The organism is Rhizobium sp. BK602, assembly GCF_014195095.1.
Classification (GTDB): domain Bacteria; phylum Pseudomonadota; class Alphaproteobacteria; order Rhizobiales; family Rhizobiaceae; genus Rhizobium.
This window is the reverse complement of sequence record NZ_JACIBC010000003.1, coordinates 144,821-163,957: the sequence shown is the minus strand read 5'-3', so window position 1 is coordinate 163,957 and position 19,137 is coordinate 144,821. Positions and strand designations below refer to the sequence as shown.

At 61.5% G+C, this 19,137-nt stretch carries 17 protein-coding genes; 7 read left to right on the top strand and 10 right to left on the bottom strand.

What is annotated here, in order from left to right; genetic code table 11:
* Position 1: 1 nt before the first annotated feature.
* From FHX11_RS11160 to FHX11_RS11145, 4 genes are all read right to left on the bottom strand, one after another.
* Positions 2 to 793: an amino acid ABC transporter ATP-binding protein gene (locus FHX11_RS11160; protein WP_184357690.1), complete on the bottom strand. Its 792-nt coding sequence runs from the start codon at positions 791 to 793 to the stop codon at positions 2 to 4.
* Positions 790 to 1,458 carry an amino acid ABC transporter permease gene (locus tag FHX11_RS11155; protein WP_184357689.1) on the bottom strand — a complete coding sequence of 223 codons (669 nt, stop codon included), beginning with the start codon at positions 1,456 to 1,458 and terminating at the stop codon, positions 790 to 792. The genes FHX11_RS11160 and FHX11_RS11155 overlap by 4 nt, the downstream gene beginning before the upstream one ends.
* Positions 1,455 to 2,096, bottom strand: coding sequence for an amino acid ABC transporter permease (locus FHX11_RS11150; RefSeq protein WP_184357688.1), 642 nt, complete (start codon positions 2,094 to 2,096; stop codon positions 1,455 to 1,457). Before FHX11_RS11150 ends, FHX11_RS11155 begins: the two co-directional genes overlap by 4 nt.
* 98 nt (positions 2,097 to 2,194) lie before the next feature.
* Positions 2,195 to 3,022, bottom strand: a complete 828-nt coding sequence (locus FHX11_RS11145) for a transporter substrate-binding domain-containing protein (RefSeq protein WP_184357687.1) — start codon at positions 3,020 to 3,022, stop codon at positions 2,195 to 2,197.
* 227 nt (positions 3,023 to 3,249) lie between these two features.
* Between FHX11_RS11145 and FHX11_RS11140 the strand changes: the two genes are divergently transcribed.
* The 3 genes from FHX11_RS11140 to FHX11_RS11130 all read left to right on the top strand — a co-directional run bounded on the left by FHX11_RS11140 (position 3,250) and on the right by FHX11_RS11130 (position 6,385).
* The gene (locus FHX11_RS11140) at positions 3,250 to 3,993 is read left to right on the top strand and encodes a UTRA domain-containing protein (protein WP_184357686.1); all 744 of its coding nucleotides are present in this window, start codon (positions 3,250 to 3,252) and stop codon (positions 3,991 to 3,993) included.
* Positions 3,990 to 4,922, top strand: coding sequence for a LysR family transcriptional regulator (locus FHX11_RS11135; protein ID WP_184357685.1), 933 nt, complete (start codon positions 3,990 to 3,992; stop codon positions 4,920 to 4,922). The genes FHX11_RS11140 and FHX11_RS11135 overlap by 4 nt, the downstream gene beginning before the upstream one ends.
* A 116-nt stretch (positions 4,923 to 5,038) precedes the next feature.
* Complete coding sequence (locus FHX11_RS11130) at positions 5,039 to 6,385, top strand: LLM class flavin-dependent oxidoreductase (RefSeq protein ID WP_184357684.1); 1,347 nt, start codon at positions 5,039 to 5,041, stop codon at positions 6,383 to 6,385.
* On the opposite strand, the gene FHX11_RS11125 is transcribed toward FHX11_RS11130, so the two are convergent.
* Together FHX11_RS11125 and speB are read right to left on the bottom strand one after the other, a co-directional pair.
* Positions 6,386 to 7,549, bottom strand: coding sequence for an aminotransferase (locus FHX11_RS11125; protein WP_184357683.1), 1,164 nt, complete (start codon positions 7,547 to 7,549; stop codon positions 6,386 to 6,388).
* Positions 7,550 to 7,671: 122 nt separating this feature from the next.
* Entirely contained in the window at positions 7,672 to 8,721 is a 1,050-nt protein-coding gene (speB, locus tag FHX11_RS11120) for an agmatinase (protein ID WP_184357682.1), read from the bottom strand.
* 590 nt (positions 8,722 to 9,311) lie between these two features.
* Here speB and FHX11_RS11115 point away from each other — a divergent pair.
* The 3 genes from FHX11_RS11115 to FHX11_RS11105 all read left to right on the top strand — a co-directional run bounded on the left by FHX11_RS11115 (position 9,312) and on the right by FHX11_RS11105 (position 13,345).
* Positions 9,312 to 9,752 (top strand): hypothetical protein, encoded by a 441-nt coding sequence (locus FHX11_RS11115; RefSeq protein WP_246780958.1) that lies wholly within the window; start codon positions 9,312 to 9,314, stop codon positions 9,750 to 9,752.
* A 314-nt stretch (positions 9,753 to 10,066) separates the two neighbouring features.
* The gene (locus tag FHX11_RS11110; RefSeq protein WP_184357680.1) at positions 10,067 to 11,386 is read left to right on the top strand and encodes an efflux RND transporter periplasmic adaptor subunit; all 1,320 of its coding nucleotides are present in this window, start codon (positions 10,067 to 10,069) and stop codon (positions 11,384 to 11,386) included.
* Between the two features lie 3 nt (positions 11,387 to 11,389).
* Entirely contained in the window at positions 11,390 to 13,345 is a 1,956-nt protein-coding gene (locus FHX11_RS11105) for a MacB family efflux pump subunit (protein ID WP_184357679.1), read from the top strand.
* A 29-nt stretch (positions 13,346 to 13,374) separates the two neighbouring features.
* Here the strand turns inward: FHX11_RS11105 and FHX11_RS11100 are convergent, their stop codons facing one another.
* Entirely contained in the window at positions 13,375 to 13,869 is a 495-nt protein-coding gene (locus tag FHX11_RS11100) for a MarR family winged helix-turn-helix transcriptional regulator (protein ID WP_210292431.1), read from the bottom strand.
* 46 nt (positions 13,870 to 13,915) lie between these two features.
* On the opposite strand from FHX11_RS11100, the gene FHX11_RS11095 reads away from it, so the two are divergent.
* On the top strand, positions 13,916 to 15,430 hold the full coding sequence (locus tag FHX11_RS11095) for an FAD-dependent oxidoreductase (RefSeq protein ID WP_184357677.1): 1,515 nt from the start codon (positions 13,916 to 13,918) through the stop codon (positions 15,428 to 15,430).
* Between the two features lie 490 nt (positions 15,431 to 15,920).
* On the opposite strand, the gene FHX11_RS11090 is transcribed toward FHX11_RS11095, so the two are convergent.
* The 3 genes from FHX11_RS11090 to FHX11_RS11080 form a co-directional block, all read right to left on the bottom strand.
* Positions 15,921 to 17,186: an ATP-binding protein gene (locus FHX11_RS11090; protein ID WP_184357676.1), complete on the bottom strand. Its 1,266-nt coding sequence runs from the start codon at positions 17,184 to 17,186 to the stop codon at positions 15,921 to 15,923.
* The gene (locus FHX11_RS11085; protein ID WP_184357675.1) at positions 17,183 to 17,914 is read right to left on the bottom strand and encodes a response regulator transcription factor; all 732 of its coding nucleotides are present in this window, start codon (positions 17,912 to 17,914) and stop codon (positions 17,183 to 17,185) included. Before FHX11_RS11085 ends, FHX11_RS11090 begins: the two co-directional genes overlap by 4 nt.
* A 173-nt stretch (positions 17,915 to 18,087) precedes the next feature.
* A complete protein-coding gene (locus FHX11_RS11080) occupies positions 18,088 to 19,137 on the bottom strand; it encodes a hypothetical protein (protein WP_184357674.1) in 1,050 nt (349 codons plus the stop codon).

Sequence of the window (19,137 nt, the reverse complement as noted above, 5' to 3'; positions counted from 1 at the left end):
CCTAGAGAAGCATCGAGGCGCCGCGATCGAGATAGGTGTCGAGGAACTGTTCCAGGCGCGGGTTGCGCGGCTTCTTGAACACCTCCTGCGGCGTGCCGGTGAACAGCACCTTGCCATGGTCGAGAAAGATGATCTGTTGACCGACGGTCGCGGCGAAGCCGATCTCGTGGGAGACGACGACCATGGTCATGCCTTCGGCCGCCAGATCGCGCATGACGTTCAGAACTTCGCCGGTCAGTTCCGGATCGAGCGAGGAGGTCGGCTCGTCGAAGAGCATGATCTTCGGCTTCAGCGCCAAGGCGCGGGCGATGGCGACACGCTGTTGCTGGCCGCCGGAGAGCTGCGAGGGATAGTGCCCGGCCCGCGCTTCCAGCCCGACCTTGACGAGTTGCGCCAAAGCCAGGTCCTCCGCCTGCTTGCGGCCCATCTTGTGAACCGTCTTCAACGCCTCGCTGACATTGCCGAGCGCCGTCATATGCGGCCAGAGATTGAATTGCTGAAAGACCATGCCGATCTGTGCGCGGATCGCCCGATTGGTGGCGGCCGGGATACGTTCGCGAACGCCTTGGGCGGTCTCGCTGAAGCCGAGCACTTCGCCATTGATGGCGATCGTCCCGCGGGTCGCCTCCTCAAGGAAGGCCATGCAACGCAGAAGCGTGCTCTTGCCGGAGCCCGACGGGCCAATGAGGCAGGAGACCTGACCGGGCGCGATCTCGAGATCGATGCCGTGCAGGACGGTGCTGTCCCCGAACTTCTTGACGAGATTTTTGACTGCGATTGCGGGAACGCTCATGCGTTGAAAAACCTGAATCTGGAAAGTTTCGTTTCGGCAAGATTGCCAAGCCAGCCGGTGAATTCGACCAGCACCCAATAAAAGAGCGCGAGCGCGGACAGCGCCTCGACGAAGGCATATTGCTGCGAGCCTATGGCGCTCAATGTCGCGGTCAGTTCCGGCACGGTGATGATCGACAGCACCGCCGTTTCCTTCATGAGGATGACCGCCATGTTCACCGACGGCGGCAGCACCAGCATGGTCATCTCCGGCAACAGGATGCGCCTGACGATCTGGCCCTGCGAGAGGCCGACGCATTCGCCGGCCTCGATATGCCCCTTCGGCACGGCCTGGAAACCGGAGCGGAAGATTTCGCTGAAATAGGCCGCGCCATAGATGGAGATGCCGATCAGGCCAGCCGGCAGCGGATCGAGCGACAGGCCGACGAAGGGGCCGCCATAATAGACCAGGAAGATCTGGATGAGAAAGGGCGTGCCGCGCAGCACCGCGACGACGAGACCGAGCGCCTTGTCGAGCACCAGGCCGCCATATTGCCGGGCGACGGCCAGCAGAAAGCCGAGGATGGCGGCGGCAATCGTGCCGAGGACCCAGATCATGATCGTGACGCCGGCGCCGCTGACGATCGCGGGCCACTGCTCCAAGAGGACATTGATGTCGAAGGTCATCGTGGCGCTCCGGGAAGAGAGCGCTCGATCAGGCCGCCGGCCAGGGCTACGATCCAGTTGATCACCAGATAGATCAGGCCGGCAGAGGCGAAGAGCTGCAGCGGCAGGAACGTACTGCCGGCGAGATCCTGCGCCATACGCGTCAATTCGACGATGCCGACGACGGAGACGAGAGAGGATGCCTTGAGAATGAGGATCGCCTCGTTGACGAGCGCGGGAAAGGTCAGGCGAAGGGCGGTCGGAACCTTGATGCGCCGGAAAATCTGGCTGGGCGTCAAGCCCACCATTTCAGCGGATTCGACCAGTCCGACCGGCACGCTGGCGAATCCGCCGCGCAGGTTTTCCGCCTGGTAGGCAGCGGTGCAGAGCGACAGACCGATGACCGCGGCGACGACGCTCGGGACATTGATGCCGATGACGGGCAGAAGATTGTAGATCAGCAGCAGTTGCACGAGCAGCGGCACGCCGCGGAAAAAGCTGATGAAAATCTGGGCAGGCAGCATCAGGTGGCGCCGCCCCGAAAGCAGCATTCCCGACAGCAGGATCGCGATCGCGAAACCGATCAGGATCGATACGACGCTGATCGTAACCGTATAAATCGACGCCTGCAGCAGCAATTCGAAGAGTTTGAAGGACATGGGGCTTGGATGTCGTCCACTTGGCGGTCATGAACCGGATCGGCTTCCGGTCATGCCCCGGCAAATCCGGGACATGACCGGTGATGACGATCAATCGATCAGAATGCCGGGTCCTTGACCGAATCCGGGGTGTCGAAAGTCGCGCCGAACCATTTCTTCTGCAAGGTGGCCATACGGCCGTCCGCCTTGATCTTCAGCATGGCGGCGTCGATCGCGTCCATCAGCGGCGCGTGATCGGCATCCTTCAGGCCAATGAAGCCGAAATAGGATTTCTTGCCGAAGGGCGGCAGCACGACTTCGAAGACGCCTTCACGCTGCTTGGCGACGAAAGCGATGTTCGGCAGCGAATTCGCCACGCCGGCGATGCGGCCGGCGGCCAGATCGGCATAGGATTCGGTGAAGGCCGGATATTCGCGAATGTCCGCCTTGGTCGGCAACGTCTCGGAGAATTCCTTGAGCTGGTCGAGCTGCGACGTTGCCTTGCCGACGCCGATCTTCTTGCCGGCGATATCTTCCGGCTTGCTGATCGTCTTGTCGCCCGCCTTCTTGAGGATGGCGATGGTCGCTTCGGCAAGCGGCGGCGTAAAGCGGTAACGCTCCATGCGCTTCTTGGTGATCGTCGCAGGGCCGGCGACAACATCGAACTTCCCGGCCTCGAGAGCGGGGAAAACGCCATCCCAGGGCAGCGTTACCCATTCGATCTTCACGCCGAGTTCCTTGCCGATCTCGTTGAAGAGATCGACGTTCAACCCGACATGTTCGCCGGCATCGATGAAATCGAAGGGGGCGAAAGCCGTTTCGGTGCCCACCTTCAAGGTGCCGGCTGCCTTGACCGCTGCCAGCGTATCGGCGGCATGCGCGGAAAGCGTCGCTCCGAACAGCAATGCGGCGCCCACCAACCCTTTGAGCAATGAATTCGTCTTCATGGTCTTCTCTCCAGTTTTTTTGCCCTTCCAGCGGAAGAGTCCAGGTTCCCCAGCGTATTCCCGCCGAACGAGCTTCTGCGGCCCGTTTTTGTCTATACAAATAGATATAGGCGGGCCTACAGTGTCAATGTAAAAGTCTTGGAACGCAAAAATTGTGCCGGACGATGCTAAAAGCTGCCGGATAGCGCTGTCCGGATCAGGACGTTGTCGCGGGATCGAGGTGGATATTGGTCTCAATTCATCACAGAATCTTCGCAGATATCGAGACGAAGATCATGAATGGCGACTGGAAGCCTGGCCAGCGCATCCCGATCGAACATGAACTGGCCGAACAATACCGATGCTCGCGGATGACCGTCAACAAGGCGCTGTCGGCGCTTGCCGAGCGCGGCATGATCCTGCGGCGGCGCAAGGCGGGTTCCTTCGTCGCCGCGCAGCAGATCGACCGCACGGTGATGGATATTCAGGATATCAGCACCGAGGCGGAGCTGGCCGGACACGAGCACGACCACCGTATCCTGAAGCGGCGGATAGAGAGGCTGGACGCCTCCGGCGCCGCCTTGCTGGGCGAAAAACCGGGCGGGGAGATCCTCAGGCTGCAATGCCTGCATCTCGTCGACGGCAAGCCGAACGCCATCGAGCGGCGCATCATCATGCTGGATGCCGTACCGCTGGCCAGGAGTGAAAGCTTCGCATCCGTTCCGCCGGCCAAATGGCTGCTGGCGCAGGTGCCATGGTCGAAGGCGAGGCACATCATTCGCGCTGTTTCCGCCGACCCGGCAACGGCCCGGCTGCTGGAGACCGAGCGTGGCGACGCCTGCCTGACGCTGATCCGACAGACATGGCAGAATGGTCGCACCGTCACCTATGTCGAAATCACCCATCCCGGTGACCGCTTTCAATTCGCCGGCGACTTTCAGCCGGCCGAGCCGGACATATCAGACCATTCGCCCCGGAGACATGCGACGTGAGCGAGACCCGCCCCTTCAAGGCCATTCCCCTGAAAGGCCTGCAGGCCTTCGAAGCCGTCGGCCGCTGCGGCAGCGTGACGGCGGCAGCGCTGGAACTGAAGGTCTCGCCCGGCGCCATCAGCCAGCAGGTCCGCAAGATCGAAAGCTTTCTCGGCGTCACGCTTCTGGAGCGCAATGGCCGCACCGCCGAACTCACCCTCTGGGGCCGGCTCTATCATCAGGAAATATCAAAAGGCTTCGAGCAATTCGCGATTGCCGAACGCGTGCTGGAGCGGGCGCGCAATGAAAATGCCCTCGTCCTGAGCGCCCTGTCTTCCGTCGTCAACAAATGGATCGGCCGGCGCATCTTCGACTGGCAGGCACTTCATCCGGACGCCCATGTCCGCATCATCGGCCGCGACAAGGAGCCGCGCATGGGCTTCGACGACGTCGATTTCCGCATCAGCTACGGATCGGACGTGCTACAGCACGAGCATTACAGCGAGCTCTTCCGCGACTGGGTCGTGCCCGCCTGCTCGCCGTCGCTCATTCAAAAACGTCCGCCGTCGGCATTCGAAGTTTTCGACTATCCGCTGTTGCACGTCGAATGGGAAAGGCACTTCACCCCCTACCCCAGCTGGGCCGATTTCGCCGCCAAAGTGGGCGTGCCCCTGAAGGAAACCACACCCGGATTGTCGTTCACCCTGTCGAGCAGCGCCATCGACGCCGCCGTCAACAAGCGTGGCATCGTGCTGGCGCAGATGTCGATGATCGCCGATGAGCTGGAAGCGCAAACGCTCGTCATCCCCATCGATATCCGCATCCCGCTCCGCGAAAGCTATTTCCTGGCCTGGGATCGGTCGGCGCTGCAGAAACCGCATGGCGCCGCCTTCCGCGACTGGCTCCTGGCAATTTCCCGACAGCAGGCGCGGATGTCCGCCCCGCAATGATGATCGTGGTAATCTTTTAGAAAAACTAAAACGAAAGACAGATCAGCAATATTGCTCAAAAAACCGGCGCGGCGATAATTTACGCAATCGTCAAACGCTGGAGGCTGGAAGATTTCATGGCGCGCACCGACAAGATGAAGCTCGGCACCTTTGTCTACACCTTCGGCTTCCATCCGGCGTCGTGGCTGCATCCCGGCAGCAATGTCAACGGCGCCAATGACTTCTCCCATCTTCTTGATGTCGCCAAACGGTCGGAAGCGGCGAAGTTCGACTTCATGTTCATGGCGGATTCGCCGGCCGCCGCCGTCGGCGACCCCGATGCTCTCGCCCGCATTCCCACCAAGATGAACCGCTTCGAGCCGCTCTCGCTATTGTCGGCACTCTCGGTCACCACACAGAACCTCGGCCTCGTCGCAACGCTGTCGACGAGCTATTACGAGCCTTACAACGTCGCGCGCCTCTTCGCCTCGATAGATCATCTAAGCGGCGGCCGCGCCTGCTGGAATGTCGTCACCTCCGACCATGACGAGACCGGCTACAATTTCAACCGCGAGGGCCTCGATCCGCATGCGCTGCGCTATGAGCGCGGCAACGAATTCGTCGATGTCGTCTTCGGCCTGTGGGACAGCTTCGAAGAGGGTGCCCTGCTTCTCGACCGGGAAAGCGGTGTCTATTACGACAAGACGAAGCATCACACGCTGAACCACAAGGGCAAGCATTTTCAGGTGCGCGGCCCCCTCAATATCGCCCGGACGCCGCAGGGACGGCCGGTCATCGCGCAGGCCGGTGGTTCCGAGCCCGGCATGGAGATGGCGGCGCGCACGGCGGAGATCGTCTTCAGCCTCGCCTCCAACATCGACCGCAACCGCGCCTTCTATGAGAATGTGAAGGCGCGCATGCCAGCCTTTGGGCGCGATCCGAACGACCTGAAGATCATGCCGGGCGTGGTCATCAATGTCGGCGAGACCAAGGCCGAGGCGCAGGCGAAGGTCGACTACCTGATCGACAAGATGCATCCCGATGTCGGCCGCCTGATGCTTTCGGAATTCCTGGAAGCGGACCTGCGTGGCGTGCCGCTCGACAAGCCCTTTCCGATGGACCGGCTGCCGGCCGCGCCGAAGGGCTCGCGCGCGCTTTTCGACGAGTTGGTCGATTTCGTCAAAAGCGGCCGCACCGTCGGAGAACTCATCCGCCACTATGCGGAAAAGCACACCGGCAACGGCATGACCGGTACGCCGGCGGAGATCGCCGACTTCATGGAAGAGTGGTTCGAGACACGCGCCGCCGACGGCTTCATCCTGATGTTCCCCACCTTGCCGGCCAGCCTCGACGATTTTGTCAGGCTCGTCCTGCCGGAACTGCGCCGCCGCGGCTTGTTCCGTGAGGAGTATGAAGGTTCGACGCTGCGCGAAAATCTCGGGCTGTCGATGCCCGCCAACCGTTTCGCGAAGACCTCGGCCTGATCAGCGCAGGCGTTCGCCAAGCAGGCCGATCGAAGCCGCATCGGCATTGGCAAAGGCTAGGCGCAGATAGCGCTCCTGCCCTTCCCCGAAATAGGCGCCGGGGATCGAGATGACGCCTGCCTCTTTCGCAAGCCGTTCGGCGACCGCTGTTGAGGGCAGATCGGCGAAGGGATGGCGGATGAAGGCGAAATAGGCGCCGATCGCGGCGATATCCCAGCCGGGCAGATCGGCCATGACCGCCTTCAACGCATCCGCCCGCCGCGCGATCTCCAGCCGGTTGTCGGCCCGCCAGCCGGCCAGCACCGGCAGAGCCCTGGCGACGGCATGCTGCGCCGAGCGCGGCGCGCATATCTGCATATTGTCCATGACCTTGGTGATCTCGGCGAGCAGCTTTGGCCCGGCCGTGATCGCGCCGAGCCTGTGGCCGGGAATGCAGAAGGATTTCGAAAAGCTGTAAAGGAGAACGAGCGTCTCCTCCCAATCCGGCTCGGAGAGCAGCGCATGCGGCGGCCCGTAACCCTCGGCCAGGAAGTCGCGATAGGTCTCGTCGATGATCAGCCAGGCCCCGTATTTCCGGCACAGCAGAAAGAGATCATGCAGCAATGCCGGCGGATAGACGGCGCCGGTCGGATTATTCGGTGTCACGACCGCGAGCACCCGCGCTCCGGCCGCCAGCACCTGTTCGGCGGAGGCAAGATCGGGGAGAAATCCATTCGCCGCATCGCATTCGACCAGCGCGCGCTCGATGCCGAGCATGGCCAGCGTCGTATCATGATTGAAATAGAAGGGATTGGTCAGCGCGACGGTTTCGCCGGCGCCGGCAAGCGCGATGGCCGCGCACATGAAGGCCTGATTGCAGCCGGAGGTGATCTGGACGTTCGCGGCATCGACGGTCGCGCCGTAAACCTCGCTCACATGCCGCGCATAGGCCTCCCGCAATGCCGTCTCCCCTTCGATCGGTCCGTAGCCGGTCATCGCCTGCGATGCCGCCGCCTCGCCGAGAAGTCGCAGCATCTGCGGATGCGCGGGATAGCCGGGCACTGCTTGCGAGAGATCGATGAGCGGCCCCTTCGCGCCGGCATAATCGCGGCTCCAGGCAACGACGGAGGGAATGGGCGGGGGCGAAAGACGGGAAACGAGAGAATTGGGGGCAGCGATTGGCATATCGATTATCCTGTTGAAACCGATTGCTACACCGATTTCGCTCGTCGTCTCAACCGCTTTGTCGAAGACCATGAGAACGGCGGCGGACAGGTCCACCGCCCTGGAGGGTGACGTAGCCTCCGCTATTTCACCGATGGACTGAAGACCATGAGGCTCAGGATCTCGAACAGCGTCTGCGCGCCGGCATGGGCCGTATTGGTCGTCGCATCATATTGGGGGGCCACTTCGACGACATCGCCGCCCACCAGATTGATGCCCTTCAGGCCGCGAATGAGTTCCAGCACCTCGCGGGTGGTCAGCCCGCCGATCTCGGGCGTCCCCGTGCCCGGCGCAAAGCTTGGATCGAGGCTGTCGACATCGAAGGAGAGATAGGTCGGGCCGTCGCCGACGATCTGCCTGGCCTTTTCGATGATGGCGGGAATGCCGAGGCCGGTCACCTCTTCGGCATGAATGACCGTCATCCCGGATTCGTAGGAGAATTCCCAGAGATACTCCGCCGATCCCCTGATTCCGATCTGGATGGTGCGTGTCGGGTCGAGTACGCCGTCGAGAACGGCATTTCGGAAGGGACCGCCATGATGGAATTTCGTCTGGTCGAAGGAGCCGCCGGTATCGCAATGGGCGTCGATATGAATGAGGCCGACCGGTGCCTTCTTGCCGACGGCCTTGAGGATCGGATGCGTGATCGAATGATCGCCGCCGACCGACAGCGGCAGAACGCCGGCATCGACGATCTGGTTGACGCGCTTTTCGATGTCGTCATGGCTGAGCTCGAGGCGATAGCGGCTCTGGAAGGGAACGTCGCCGATATCGGCAACCCGGAGATCGAAGACCGGCGCACAGCCGAGGACGTGGTTATAGGGGCCGATGCGCTCAATGGCGCGCAGCGCGCGCGGTCCGAAGCGCGAACCCGGCCGATTGGTGACGCCGAGATCCATCGGCACGCCGAGGATCGCGACCTGCAAGTTGCCGAAATCCGGCTTTTCCGCATCGACGGGCATATAAGGTGCCGTCAGGAAGGTCGGAACGCCGGCATAGGGCGCAAGCCGCGTGCCGCTCTTCGAGAAGATCTTGTCCGCAACCTTGCGGAACTTGGCATCGAAAAGCTCCCCACCATGGCTTTCGCCGTACTTCTCGCGCAGCGCGCTTAGCTTCTGCTCATCGAATGTCATCTGAATACCTCGGTCAATTGATCGCTATCTTTTCGCATTTATTGGGCCGTCGAAGGCCGCCTTGCGCCGCTCACCGAATGCTTCCACCCTTTGCCGCGATCTTCCTCCGCATCCGCGATCACATTCAAGTGCGTTTTGACGCGGATGTGTTCCTCCAACAGCTTTTCTTCGCCGCACGCGATTCGATTGCGCCTGGCGCAAGCTGCTATAGGTCCGAAAACCTTCGGAAAAAAATTGTAATGAATTATCGCAGGGCCGATCCCAGCAAACTTCATTCGCAATAGACGCTTCACGCAGCAACATTCGGAAATACAAAGACGCACGTCGTTCATGTGACCTTACTAAATTCCGTTCAGTAAATTGAACTGAAATCAAAGGCTCTGATCATGAGGAAACTCAGTCTCGTCACCACTCTGTTGATGACAACGATCGGCGGAATAAGCGCCCCCGTCTTTGCCGGGGACGCGGTAACCCTTCCCATCCAGCAGAAGCCGGCGGGCATCGAGGAGGCTGGACCTGAGGCTCATCCGATGCCAGCGGACGGATCGCCCTGCCCGGTCTCTTGCCACGACCCTCGCGGTGATGGCCCCATGGTTGCGTTCGACAAGGAACTGCCCGGTCCACCGCCCCCGCCTGGCGGACCGGATGGTTTCCATCGACCGGATCCAGCCCTGGAACTCGCAGGCAAATTGTCGGCCGTGGAGACGCTGATCGGTATCCGATCCGCCCAGCTCGACGCCTGGCGCGACTATACGAGCGCTCTCACGGACTTCCTCGCTTTCCCGAAGCATCAGCCGCCGGGACCGCCTGCTGCGGATGCCGCAAAGCCGGCCAATGCGGAAAATGGCGCGGGCAAGCCGCAGGGCCTGTTCGGTGAAGAGGCTGCCGACCGCGCCCTAGATCGCGCCGCCAAGGCGCGCATCCTGAAAGACAAGGTCACGGCGCTTCGCAACGTTCTGGCTCCGGACCAGCTTGCCAAGCTCGAGGATGCCGAACGATCGCTCGTACCTGGCCCTCGCCCGTTCCACTAAGGCATGCCAAGGTTCTTGTCTCCGCCTCCACACGATAAGGATTGCCCCCAGCCGGACGCGGTTTTCTGATCCCTATCGCGCGGAAGGAGCGGCCCCCGCAAAGGGCCGACAGGTCCGGGAACGCCCCGCCCGGCGCTCCCGGACCAATCCGTGTCAGATTGTCCCTTAGGGTACGGCCACCATGTCTCGCATTGGGCGATGAGCGCCCACCGAATCCGGAGCAATACGGCTCCCCTTGGCGAGTGATCGGACGGCGAGATCGACTATTCCAGTTCGCCGTGCTCGTCCCACTCCGACTATAACCAGAAGATATCATGTTGAACGTCACAGACAGGATGCCCATACAAACCGAAGCCGAGCCAGTGCACGAAACCGTGCTGCGCGCGGCGCCATCGGGCGTGACGCGAAACAAGCGGTTTCGGCGTCCGGTGTTGACTTTGGCTGTGCTGGCCTTGATCGCCGGAGCCGGTGCATTTCTGTTTCGGGAAGAAATGTTTCCCAAGCAAAGTTCGTCCGCCATCACCGCGCCGGTCACGCGGGGCGATGTCGAGGAGGCGGTGCTGGCATCCGGCACGTTCAAGCCGCTCAAGCTCGTCGCCGTCGGCGCGCAGGTGTCCGGCCGCATCACATCGCTGAACGTCAAGCTCGGCGACAAGGTGAGCAAGGACACGCTGATTGCGGAAATCGACTCCACGACGCAAAGCAACGATCTGAAGACCGCGCAGGCGTCGCTTGCCAATGTCAGGGCGCAGCGCCAGGAAAGCGAAGCCGATCTCGAGAATGCGCAGCTCACCCTGACGCGGCAACAGACCATTTTCCGCAGCCAGGCCGGCTCCAAGGCGGACCTCGACACGGCCGAAGCCAACGTCAAGAAGATCACCGCCCAGATCGCCGCCCTCGACGCGCAGATCATCTCGGCGGAAGTCTCGGTCGCGACGGCTCAGGCCAATCTGTCCTATACCCGCATCACCGCGCCGATGAATGGAACCGTGCTCGCAATCGTCAACCAGCAGGGCCAGAACGTCAATGCGGCCCAATCCGCGCCGACGATCGTCATTCTCGGCGATCTCGACACGATGGTTGTGCGGACCGAGATTTCCGAGGCCGACGTCGTCAAGGTCAAGGAAGGCCAGCCGGTCTATTTCACCATCCTCGGCGAGCCGGCGAAGCGCTATGATGCAGTGCTGCAATCGATCGAACCGGCGCCGGAATCGATCACCAGCGACAGCAGCGTCAGTTCCACCAGCTCGACCACCTCCACTAGCAGCAGCTCGACATCGTCGTCATCCTCATCGGCGATCTATTATAACGGCGTCTTCGCCGTGCCGAACCAGGACAATCATTTCCGCACCTATATGTCGGCGGAAGTGCATATTGTGCTGGGCGCGGCCAGGAATGCCCTGACCATTCCGTCCTCGGCGCTCGGCGCAAGACATGCCGACGGGTCCTATGAGGTTCAGATCATGGGCGACGACGGCAAGGCCGTCTCCCGGCAGGTCGCGATCGGGCTCAACAACAATGTCACCGTCGAGATCAAATCCGGCCTTTCGGAAGGCGAACGCGTGGTGATCGGCGAGGCAAGCACAACGACGACGAAAACCAGCATGGGCGGCCCGCCGCCGATGGGGTTCTGAGCCATGACCGCTCCACTTCTCGAACTGAAAGGCGTTCGCCGCGAATATCAATCCGGCGAGCGCACCATCGCGGTGCTGCAGGATATCGATCTGTCGATCGCCGAAGGGGAGATGGTCGCCATCGTCGGCCCTTCAGGCTCCGGCAAATCGACGCTGATGAATCTCATCGGCCTGCTCGATCGCCCGACGTCCGGCACCTATGCCATCGCCGGCTCTGAAACGCATCGTCTCGACAGCGATGCGCTTTCGCAGCTGCGGCGCGAGCATTTCGGCTTCATTTTCCAGCGCTATCACCTGCTGTCGGAACTGACCGCGCTCGGCAATGTCGAGATACCGGCGATCTATGCGGGCCAGGCCGGCCAGGCGCGGGACGAACGCGCCGCCGCCCTTCTGCGGCGCCTCGGCATGGCCGAACGGTCCGGCCACCGTCCGGGCCAGCTGTCCGGCGGCCAGCAGCAGCGTGTGTCCATTGCCCGCGCCCTGATGAACAACGGCCATGTCATCCTCGCGGACGAACCGACCGGCGCGCTCGACCGCGAGAGCGGCGAAGAGGTGCTGCGCATCCTCGCCGAACTGCATGCCGAGGGCCATACCGTCATCATCGTCACCCATGACATGAAGGTGGCGGCCCGCGCCGAACGCATCATCGAAATCTCCGACGGCCACATCATCGCCGACAGGCGTTCTTCCGATGGAAATCGGCAAAGGCGCGTCTCGCTGGCAAAGACGGTTCCAGAAAAGGCCGGCTGGCGGGAATTGGCCGGCCGGCTGACTGAAGCCTTCTTCATGGCGCTGCTTGCGCTGAAGGCGCATCGGCTGCGTACCTTTCTCACCATGCTCGGCATCATCATCGGTATCGCCTCGGTCGTCTGCGTCATAGCCCTTGGAGAGGGATCGCAGCGCAAGGTATTGGCGAACATCAACAATCTCGGCACGAATACGCTGGAGATATTCCCCGGCAAAAGCTTCGGCGACATTCGCTCGGGGCGGATCAAGACCCTGGTGGTCGCCGATGCCGACGCGCTCGCCAAACTCACCTATGTCGCCGCCGTTACGCCAACGGTCTCGACCAGCAGCACGGTGCGCTTCGGCTCGACGGAGGCCAATGCGCTGGTCAACGGCGTCGGCGACGCCTATTTCTCGGTCAAGGGCTCGAAGCTCACCGCCGGCCGGCTCTTCGACGGCGAAGGCGTGCGCGGGATGGCGCAGGACGCTGTCATCGACCAGAACACGGCGACGACGCTGTTTACGGAAAAGGGTCTCGACCCCATCGGCCAGACGATCTTCGTCGGCAAGGTTCCCGTGCGCGTCATCGGCGTTATCGCATCGCAACAGGGTGGCTTCGGGGGCAGCGACAATCTCTCGGTCTATCTTCCCTATACCAGCGTGCAGGCACGATTCCTGGGCGACATGTCGCTGCGCAGCATCACAGTGCGCGTCAGCGATGATGCCGAAAGCGCCGTCGCCGAGGCGGCGGTCACGCAATTCCTGGAACATCGCCACAAGACCAAGGATTTCTTCGTTCTCAACACCGACGACATCCGCCAGGCGATCACCAGCACGATCCAGACGATGACCCTGCTTGTTTCCGCCATCGCCGTCATCTCGCTGCTCGTCGGCGGCATCGGCGTGATGAACATCATGCTGGTTTCGGTTTCCGAGCGCATTGCCGAGATCGGCGTGCGCATGGCCGTCGGCGCCCGCCGGCAGGATATATTGCAACAGTTCCTGATCGAAGCCGTGCTGGTCTGCCTGCTCGGCGGCGCGCTCGGCATCGCCACGGCGCTCGGTTTCGGCTTCGCCTTCAACCGGCTCAGCTCGAACTTTGCCCTCGTCTATTCGATAAGCTCGATCGCGCTCGCCTTCACCTGCTCATGCATGATCGGCCTCACCTTCGGCTACCTGCCGGCGCGCAACGCCTCCAGGCTCGATCCCGTCGCGGCTCTTTCGAGAGACTGATCCTGTCGCGAGGCGTCCGGCCAAAGCCGTCATTCTATCGGATCAGCCGGTGTGTCGCCCTTGATGTCGTCGGCAAACCGGCGCATCAGCCGCACGAGGTCCTCGACATCCCGTTCGTCCCATGTGGCGAAAATGGACAATGCGATCCTCTCGCGCGCCTCGTCGACACGATCGGTCATCGCCTTGCCTTTCTCGGTGATGACAGCCTCGCGGATGCGGCGGTCGACGGCACTTTCCTGCCGGTCGACCAACCCGAGGCTTTCCAGCTTCGAAACCTGGCGGCTGACGGTGGTGTAATCACGCCCGACACGGTCGGCCAGTTCGACAACACCGATGGGACCGAGACGCTCAACAAGGACCAATAGTGGGAACAGCGCCCGGTCGAGGGATATCCCCGCCTCGCGAACCATCGCCTCGTCTCGCTGCGGCCGGTTCATGACACCAACGATTTCGAGCAGCGCACCATGGAGCTCGCGCAGCTGTCTGCTGATATGTGTATTTTGCACCTTTTTCATTGACGTCAGGCCATCTCCATTTTAATATGTGCATATTACACATATGGAGACGAACATGACAGAGAAATTTGCAGCCGACGTGCTGATTTGCGGCGCCGGCGCGGCAGGGCTCGCTCTGGCGATCGACCTGGCACGAAGAGGGATTTCCTTCCGCCTGATCGAGAAGATGGCCCATCCATTTCATGGGTCGCGTGGCAAGGGCATTCAGCCACGAACCCAGGAGATCTTCGAGGATCTAGGCATTCTCGACCGGATCGTCGCTGCCGGTGGAGCCTATCCGCCCGAGCGCAAATATGATCACCATGGCAGCTACACCGACGCTGAAGTCATGGAGCATGCGGACACGACTTCAGCCGAGCCCTATCAGTTGCCGCTGATGCTGCCGCAATTCCTGACCGAGGCTGTGATGCGCGAGCGTCTGCTCGAACTTGGCCATCGGCCGGAATTCGGCTGCGAACTGGTTGGGTTCGAGCAGGATTCGGGCGGCGTGACGGCGCGTCTTGCCGGCAACGGCGGCGAAGAAGCCCTCCGCGTGCGCTGGCTTGTCGGCGCAGATGGAGGCCGCAGCTTTGTGCGCCATGCCCTCGGTATCGACTTTCCCGGCAAGACGCTCGGCGTTCGCGCCGTCGTGGCCGATGTCGTCCTCACAGGCTTGACGCGTGATGTCTGGCACCGATTCAGCGATGGCGACATGGCGCGGCAGATTTCCCTCTGCCCGCTCGCCGGGACCGAAATGTTCCAGATACAGGGACCGATTCCCCTTGATGGCGATATCGACCTGTCGGCCGAAGGGCTGGCGGCCATGGTGGCGGCGCGCGCCAACCGCGACGATATTCATATCCAGTCGGTGTCCTGGTCATCGGCTTACACCATGAATGCGCGGCTGGCCGATCGATACCGGATCGGCCGTGTCTTCCTCGTCGGGGACGCGGCGCACATCCATCCGCCGACCGGCGGCCAGGGTCTCAATACCAGCGTGCAGGACGCCTATAATCTGGGCTGGAAGCTCGCAGCCGTCGCCAATGGAGCGCCCGATACCCTCCTCGACAGCTATGAGGAGGAGCGCCGGCCGGTTGCCGCGGCGATGCTGGGCCTGGCGACAAAACTTCTCGACGCTCAAAAGCAGGGCGAGATGCGTCGTGGCCGCGAAGTGCATCAACTGGATATCGGCTATCCCGGATCCTCGCTGGCGTTGGAACAGCCTCGGCGCATCGGCCGCCCATCTGCGGGCGACCGCGCGCCCGATGCGCCAATCCGCGGCGCGGCCGGTCAATCAACACGGTTGTTCGATTTGCTCAAAGGGACGCACTGGACGTTGGTCGGCTACGAAGTCGGGCGCGGCTCCATGCCGTCGCCTCGTCCGAACATGCGTGTTCATATCGTCGGGCCGCACGGAGACATGATCGACGATGGTAGCCACCTTCGCGATACCTATGCCCTGTCAGCCGGCGATTGGATGCTGGTGCGTCCGGACGGCTACATCGGCGCGATTTTGCCGACTGGCAAGCTGGAGATATTGGAGGGCTATCTCGCGCAGGTGGGACTCGGCGCGGACGATTACCCGGCGTGACTAGAATGATCTCCACAAGTGTCTAAATCGCTACCGCTGGCCATCGATGCTTCACCGGCGCCGACCTCGCTATCACGAGACAGGAAAACACGCAGCAGCAATTGCGGCCTGAAAATATAGTCGGATTTGGGAGGATGATCCGGCTTCGCCATCCGTGTTGGGGGGCGTCATGGCGAAGCCGGTATGCGGGGGCGGTCAAAAGCTTGCTCGAGCAAAGCTTGCGACCGAGATCAATTCTACATGAACCGGCCGCTCAAATATTTCCGAATGTTTCCGAAAGAAGGCATTTTCGAGAAATTTATTGTCCCGACATTGCCGTTTTGCCAGATATATTTAGTAAGAATTGCAAAGTTGTTATGGAAAACAAATTCAAGCAGTTTCTCTTGCCTGCGGCAAGCGAATTATCCTGCAAAGTGCAATATTATAGTTCAGATTGAAACAGTATGACCGCCGATATACGGCTATCAACTAAGACATTAGCCGACAAAACTCATGCGGCCGCACCTCTGCCAGGGCTCTTGAAGGTGATCAGCTGTTCCAGACCCCGTGGCTCACGATTGCGCACGACGATTTCGCCTTCGAACCTCGAAATGATTTCCTTGGCGATGGCCATTCCAAGGCCGGCGCCTGGAAAGGACCGTTGCCGGGCGATATCGATGCGGAAGAAGGGCTCGAAGACCTGATTCAGCCGCTCCTCGGGTATGCCCGGCCCGGTATCGATAATTCTGACGACGGCGCGGTCGCCGAAGCGGGCGACGGAAACGGTCGCCGATTCCCCATGCGTTGCCGCGTTGATGAGAAGATTGCGCAATGCCCGCGTCACCGCCAGGGGGCCGGCCGAAATCGATGCCGCCTGCAGCTCGTCACTCCTGACGTTCATACCGATTGCCGAGAGTTCCCGCACGATATCGGCAACGATCGTATCCAGCCGCACGCATTGCAGGCCGTCCGTGGAGATCTCCTCGCGCACCAATCCGATGGCGCTGTCGGCGATTCTGTCGAGTTCCTCGAGATCGGCAAGCCATTTCAGCCGATCCTCGTCATCCTTGATGAATTCGGCGCGCAGCCGCATGCGGGTCATCGGCGTTCGGAGATCGTGCCCGGCGGCGGCCACAAGCCGCATCCGGCTTTCCGTTGCGGCCTTTACCCTTGCTGACAGCCCGTTGAGCGCCTGGGCGGTGGCGCGAATCTCGCCCGGCCCGGTTTCCGGAACATGCGGCAGGGTCCCGTCCGGCCGGATCTCCGCCACGGCCCGCTCCAGCATGCGCAGCGGCATCATGATCTTCGAGGCGGCAAATATGGAGACCAGCACGCTGCCGATGATGATAAGGCCCAGCCAGCCCATGAGGATCCTCCATCCCCCGGGCGGCGGGCCGAATTCCGGCATCCGCATGACCATCCACTTGCCGTCGGAGAGCCGGAGGGAGGCGATCGCCTCTCCGGTCGGCGGACGCGAAATCATCGCCTGGCGCGCCTCGGAGACACGTTTCAGTGCATCCATCAAAACTCCGGAAAGATGCTCGTCGCTTGGGCCGGCCACTGGCATGGCGATAATATCCAGGCCGCTGGCGATCGCCGCATCTCTGTCCTTTTCCGCAAAGGTCGCCAACATGGACAGCTGGCGCGCCACCGGCTCCATCGCCATGTCGGGTCGCGGCCCTCGCATCACCAGGCTCGCCGCGAAAGACGAGGTGATGACGACCAAGACGATGGCGGTCAGCAAAAGCAGCGCCAGACGTGCGCCCAGCGATTTCATGGATCGCCCTTAACGGCGGTGACCGGAACGACAAGCTGATATCCACTGTTGCGGATCGTTCGGAAGATCGGATCTTCGGCCGTCTCCCCCAGCTTGCGGCGCAGCCGGCTCATCAACACGTCGATCGAACGGTCCGCCGGATCGCGATCTCGGCCCTGGGTCAAATCCAGCAACTGGTCACGCGAGAGCAACCGGCCCGCCCGCTCGAGAAACGCCTTGAGCAAATCGAATTCAGCGCCCGTCAGCGCAATGATCTCGCCGTCATCCCTGGTGACGCGGCGAAGCTGCGGATCAAGCGTCATATCGGCGAACAGAAAACGCCGCTGCTCGGGCTCCGGCGATGAATCCTCGTTTACCCGGCGAAGAACGGCTCGAATGCGCGCCGCCAGCTCTCTCGGGTTGAACGGCTTGCCCAGATAGTCGTCCGCCCCGATCTCAAGTCCGAGAATCCGGTCGATATCCTCCTTCAGCGCGGTCAGCAGAATGACGGGAACGCGCGGGCGACGGTTTCTGAGATCGCGGCACAGATCCAGGCCCGAGCCGTCGGGCAGCATGACGTCGAGGACAAGAAGATCGGGCGTGCGCCGGTTGAGGGCATCGTTGCAACCGCGCAGGTCGCTTGCCGTCGAGACACGAAAACCCTGCTCCTCGAGGTATCGGCTGAGGAGCGCACGAATTTCGTGATCGTCATCGACGATCAAAATATCGGACGCGGTGGTAAAACTCATGAACTTCCTTCCATTTTCTAGACTTTTATACAAAGTCCTTTCCAAAAGAAGGCTTTTCGCGGGCTAAGCGCGCAATTTTTCCGGCGGGAAACATTGATTTACAAAATTCCGGACCCGGAGAAATATTGAGCAAAGAAACAGGCGCGATCCGCGCCAAGGGAATGGATGTTCGGCTATGCCGCGCGCTGCCATTCGACGCCCCAGCCCGACAAGCGCCCCTCGATGGCGCCTGTATCCATCAGCAGACGAATCTCGATCGGATTGCGCGGATCGACGATTTCGATTGGAACCGTCGCCTCGAAGGAACCTGTCCCCTCCGGGCAGACCCTGAGCTTGCCAAGCAAATCGGCGGAGTGAATTTCTATGGTGAAGATCTGACCGTAGCAGTCCTCGTCGATGTCGAAGAACAGCCGCGCATTCCAGTGGCCGGGCGGAAGATGAAAATAGGGCCCATAGACGAGGCAGCGTGCGCCGCCGGTCAGATCGATGGAATTATCCAGGCTCTCCCCGGGCTTGTCGCCGGAAAGGAATGTGCCGCGGGGCCAGGAGACAGCGTGTCTTGCAGCGTCGGCACGTCCGATCTCGAAGGGAAGAAGCACCTTCCTGATCGTCTCATGCAGAGCCTCGCTCAATTCGCTTCCGTCTTCCTGGGGCGGCGCATATCCGGCAATCACGGCCGCGGCAGCCTCTTCCAGCTTTGGCGCCAGCAGCTTTTCCTCGGATACCGTCATGCCGACATGCTGCATGGCGTTGGTTATCTGGTCGACGGTCAGATCGATATTGAAATGCTCGTCAATTCTCTTCAGCAACGCATCAATGCCGCTTCCTTCGCCGGCATCGTTGCGGCGCATGATCAGCGCCGAAGGGGCATGGGCAAAGGGTTCGAGACAGGCAAGGCTCGCTGAAACGGCTCGCACCAGTGCGAGGTCCTCCTGCTCGGTACTGCGCGCCAGATAGGAAACCGCGTCCACCGGGTTTTCGAGGAAGAGTATGAAGGGCAAGTTCACGCGCAGGATCAGCTCCGTCAGCCTCGCCTCCGGGAACTGGGAGACGAAAACGGCATGCGCTTTCGTCCTGTTTTGCACATGCGTCCTCAGCTCCTCGATCGTATCGGTCGAAATGACGGTGTAGTCGCCGAATGCCTCGCGCGCCGCCGCGTGAAGTGCGGCCACGCCCCAGGACGACATCACGCCGGGCATGCCGAAAGCAAAGAGGATCGTCAT

Excerpts from the sequence above, each read along its gene's own strand:
- FHX11_RS11095 (WP_184357677.1), top strand. The coding sequence starts at position 13,916 with ATGACAGAGAAATTTGCAGCCGACGTGCTGATTTGCGGCGCCGGCGCG.
- FHX11_RS11080 (WP_184357674.1), bottom strand. The coding sequence starts at position 19,137 with ATGACGATCCTCTTTGCTTTCGGCATGCCCGGCGTGATGTCGTCCTGG.
- FHX11_RS11115 (WP_246780958.1), top strand. The coding sequence starts at position 9,312 with ATGGTTGCGTTCGACAAGGAACTGCCCGGTCCACCGCCCCCGCCTGGC.
- FHX11_RS11085 (WP_184357675.1), bottom strand. The coding sequence starts at position 17,914 with ATGAGTTTTACCACCGCGTCCGATATTTTGATCGTCGATGACGATCAC.
- FHX11_RS11110 (WP_184357680.1), top strand. The coding sequence starts at position 10,067 with ATGTTGAACGTCACAGACAGGATGCCCATACAAACCGAAGCCGAGCCA.
- FHX11_RS11125 (WP_184357683.1), bottom strand. The coding sequence starts at position 7,549 with ATGCCAATCGCTGCCCCCAATTCTCTCGTTTCCCGTCTTTCGCCCCCG.
- speB (WP_184357682.1), bottom strand. The coding sequence starts at position 8,721 with ATGACATTCGATGAGCAGAAGCTAAGCGCGCTGCGCGAGAAGTACGGC.
- FHX11_RS11150 (WP_184357688.1), bottom strand. The coding sequence starts at position 2,096 with ATGTCCTTCAAACTCTTCGAATTGCTGCTGCAGGCGTCGATTTATACG.
- FHX11_RS11130 (WP_184357684.1), top strand. The coding sequence starts at position 5,039 with ATGGCGCGCACCGACAAGATGAAGCTCGGCACCTTTGTCTACACCTTC.
- FHX11_RS11090 (WP_184357676.1), bottom strand. The coding sequence starts at position 17,186 with ATGAAATCGCTGGGCGCACGTCTGGCGCTGCTTTTGCTGACCGCCATC.
- FHX11_RS11160 (WP_184357690.1), bottom strand. The coding sequence starts at position 793 with ATGAGCGTTCCCGCAATCGCAGTCAAAAATCTCGTCAAGAAGTTCGGG.
- FHX11_RS11145 (WP_184357687.1), bottom strand. The coding sequence starts at position 3,022 with ATGAAGACGAATTCATTGCTCAAAGGGTTGGTGGGCGCCGCATTGCTG.
- FHX11_RS11105 (WP_184357679.1), top strand. The coding sequence starts at position 11,390 with ATGACCGCTCCACTTCTCGAACTGAAAGGCGTTCGCCGCGAATATCAA.
- FHX11_RS11155 (WP_184357689.1), bottom strand. The coding sequence starts at position 1,458 with ATGACCTTCGACATCAATGTCCTCTTGGAGCAGTGGCCCGCGATCGTC.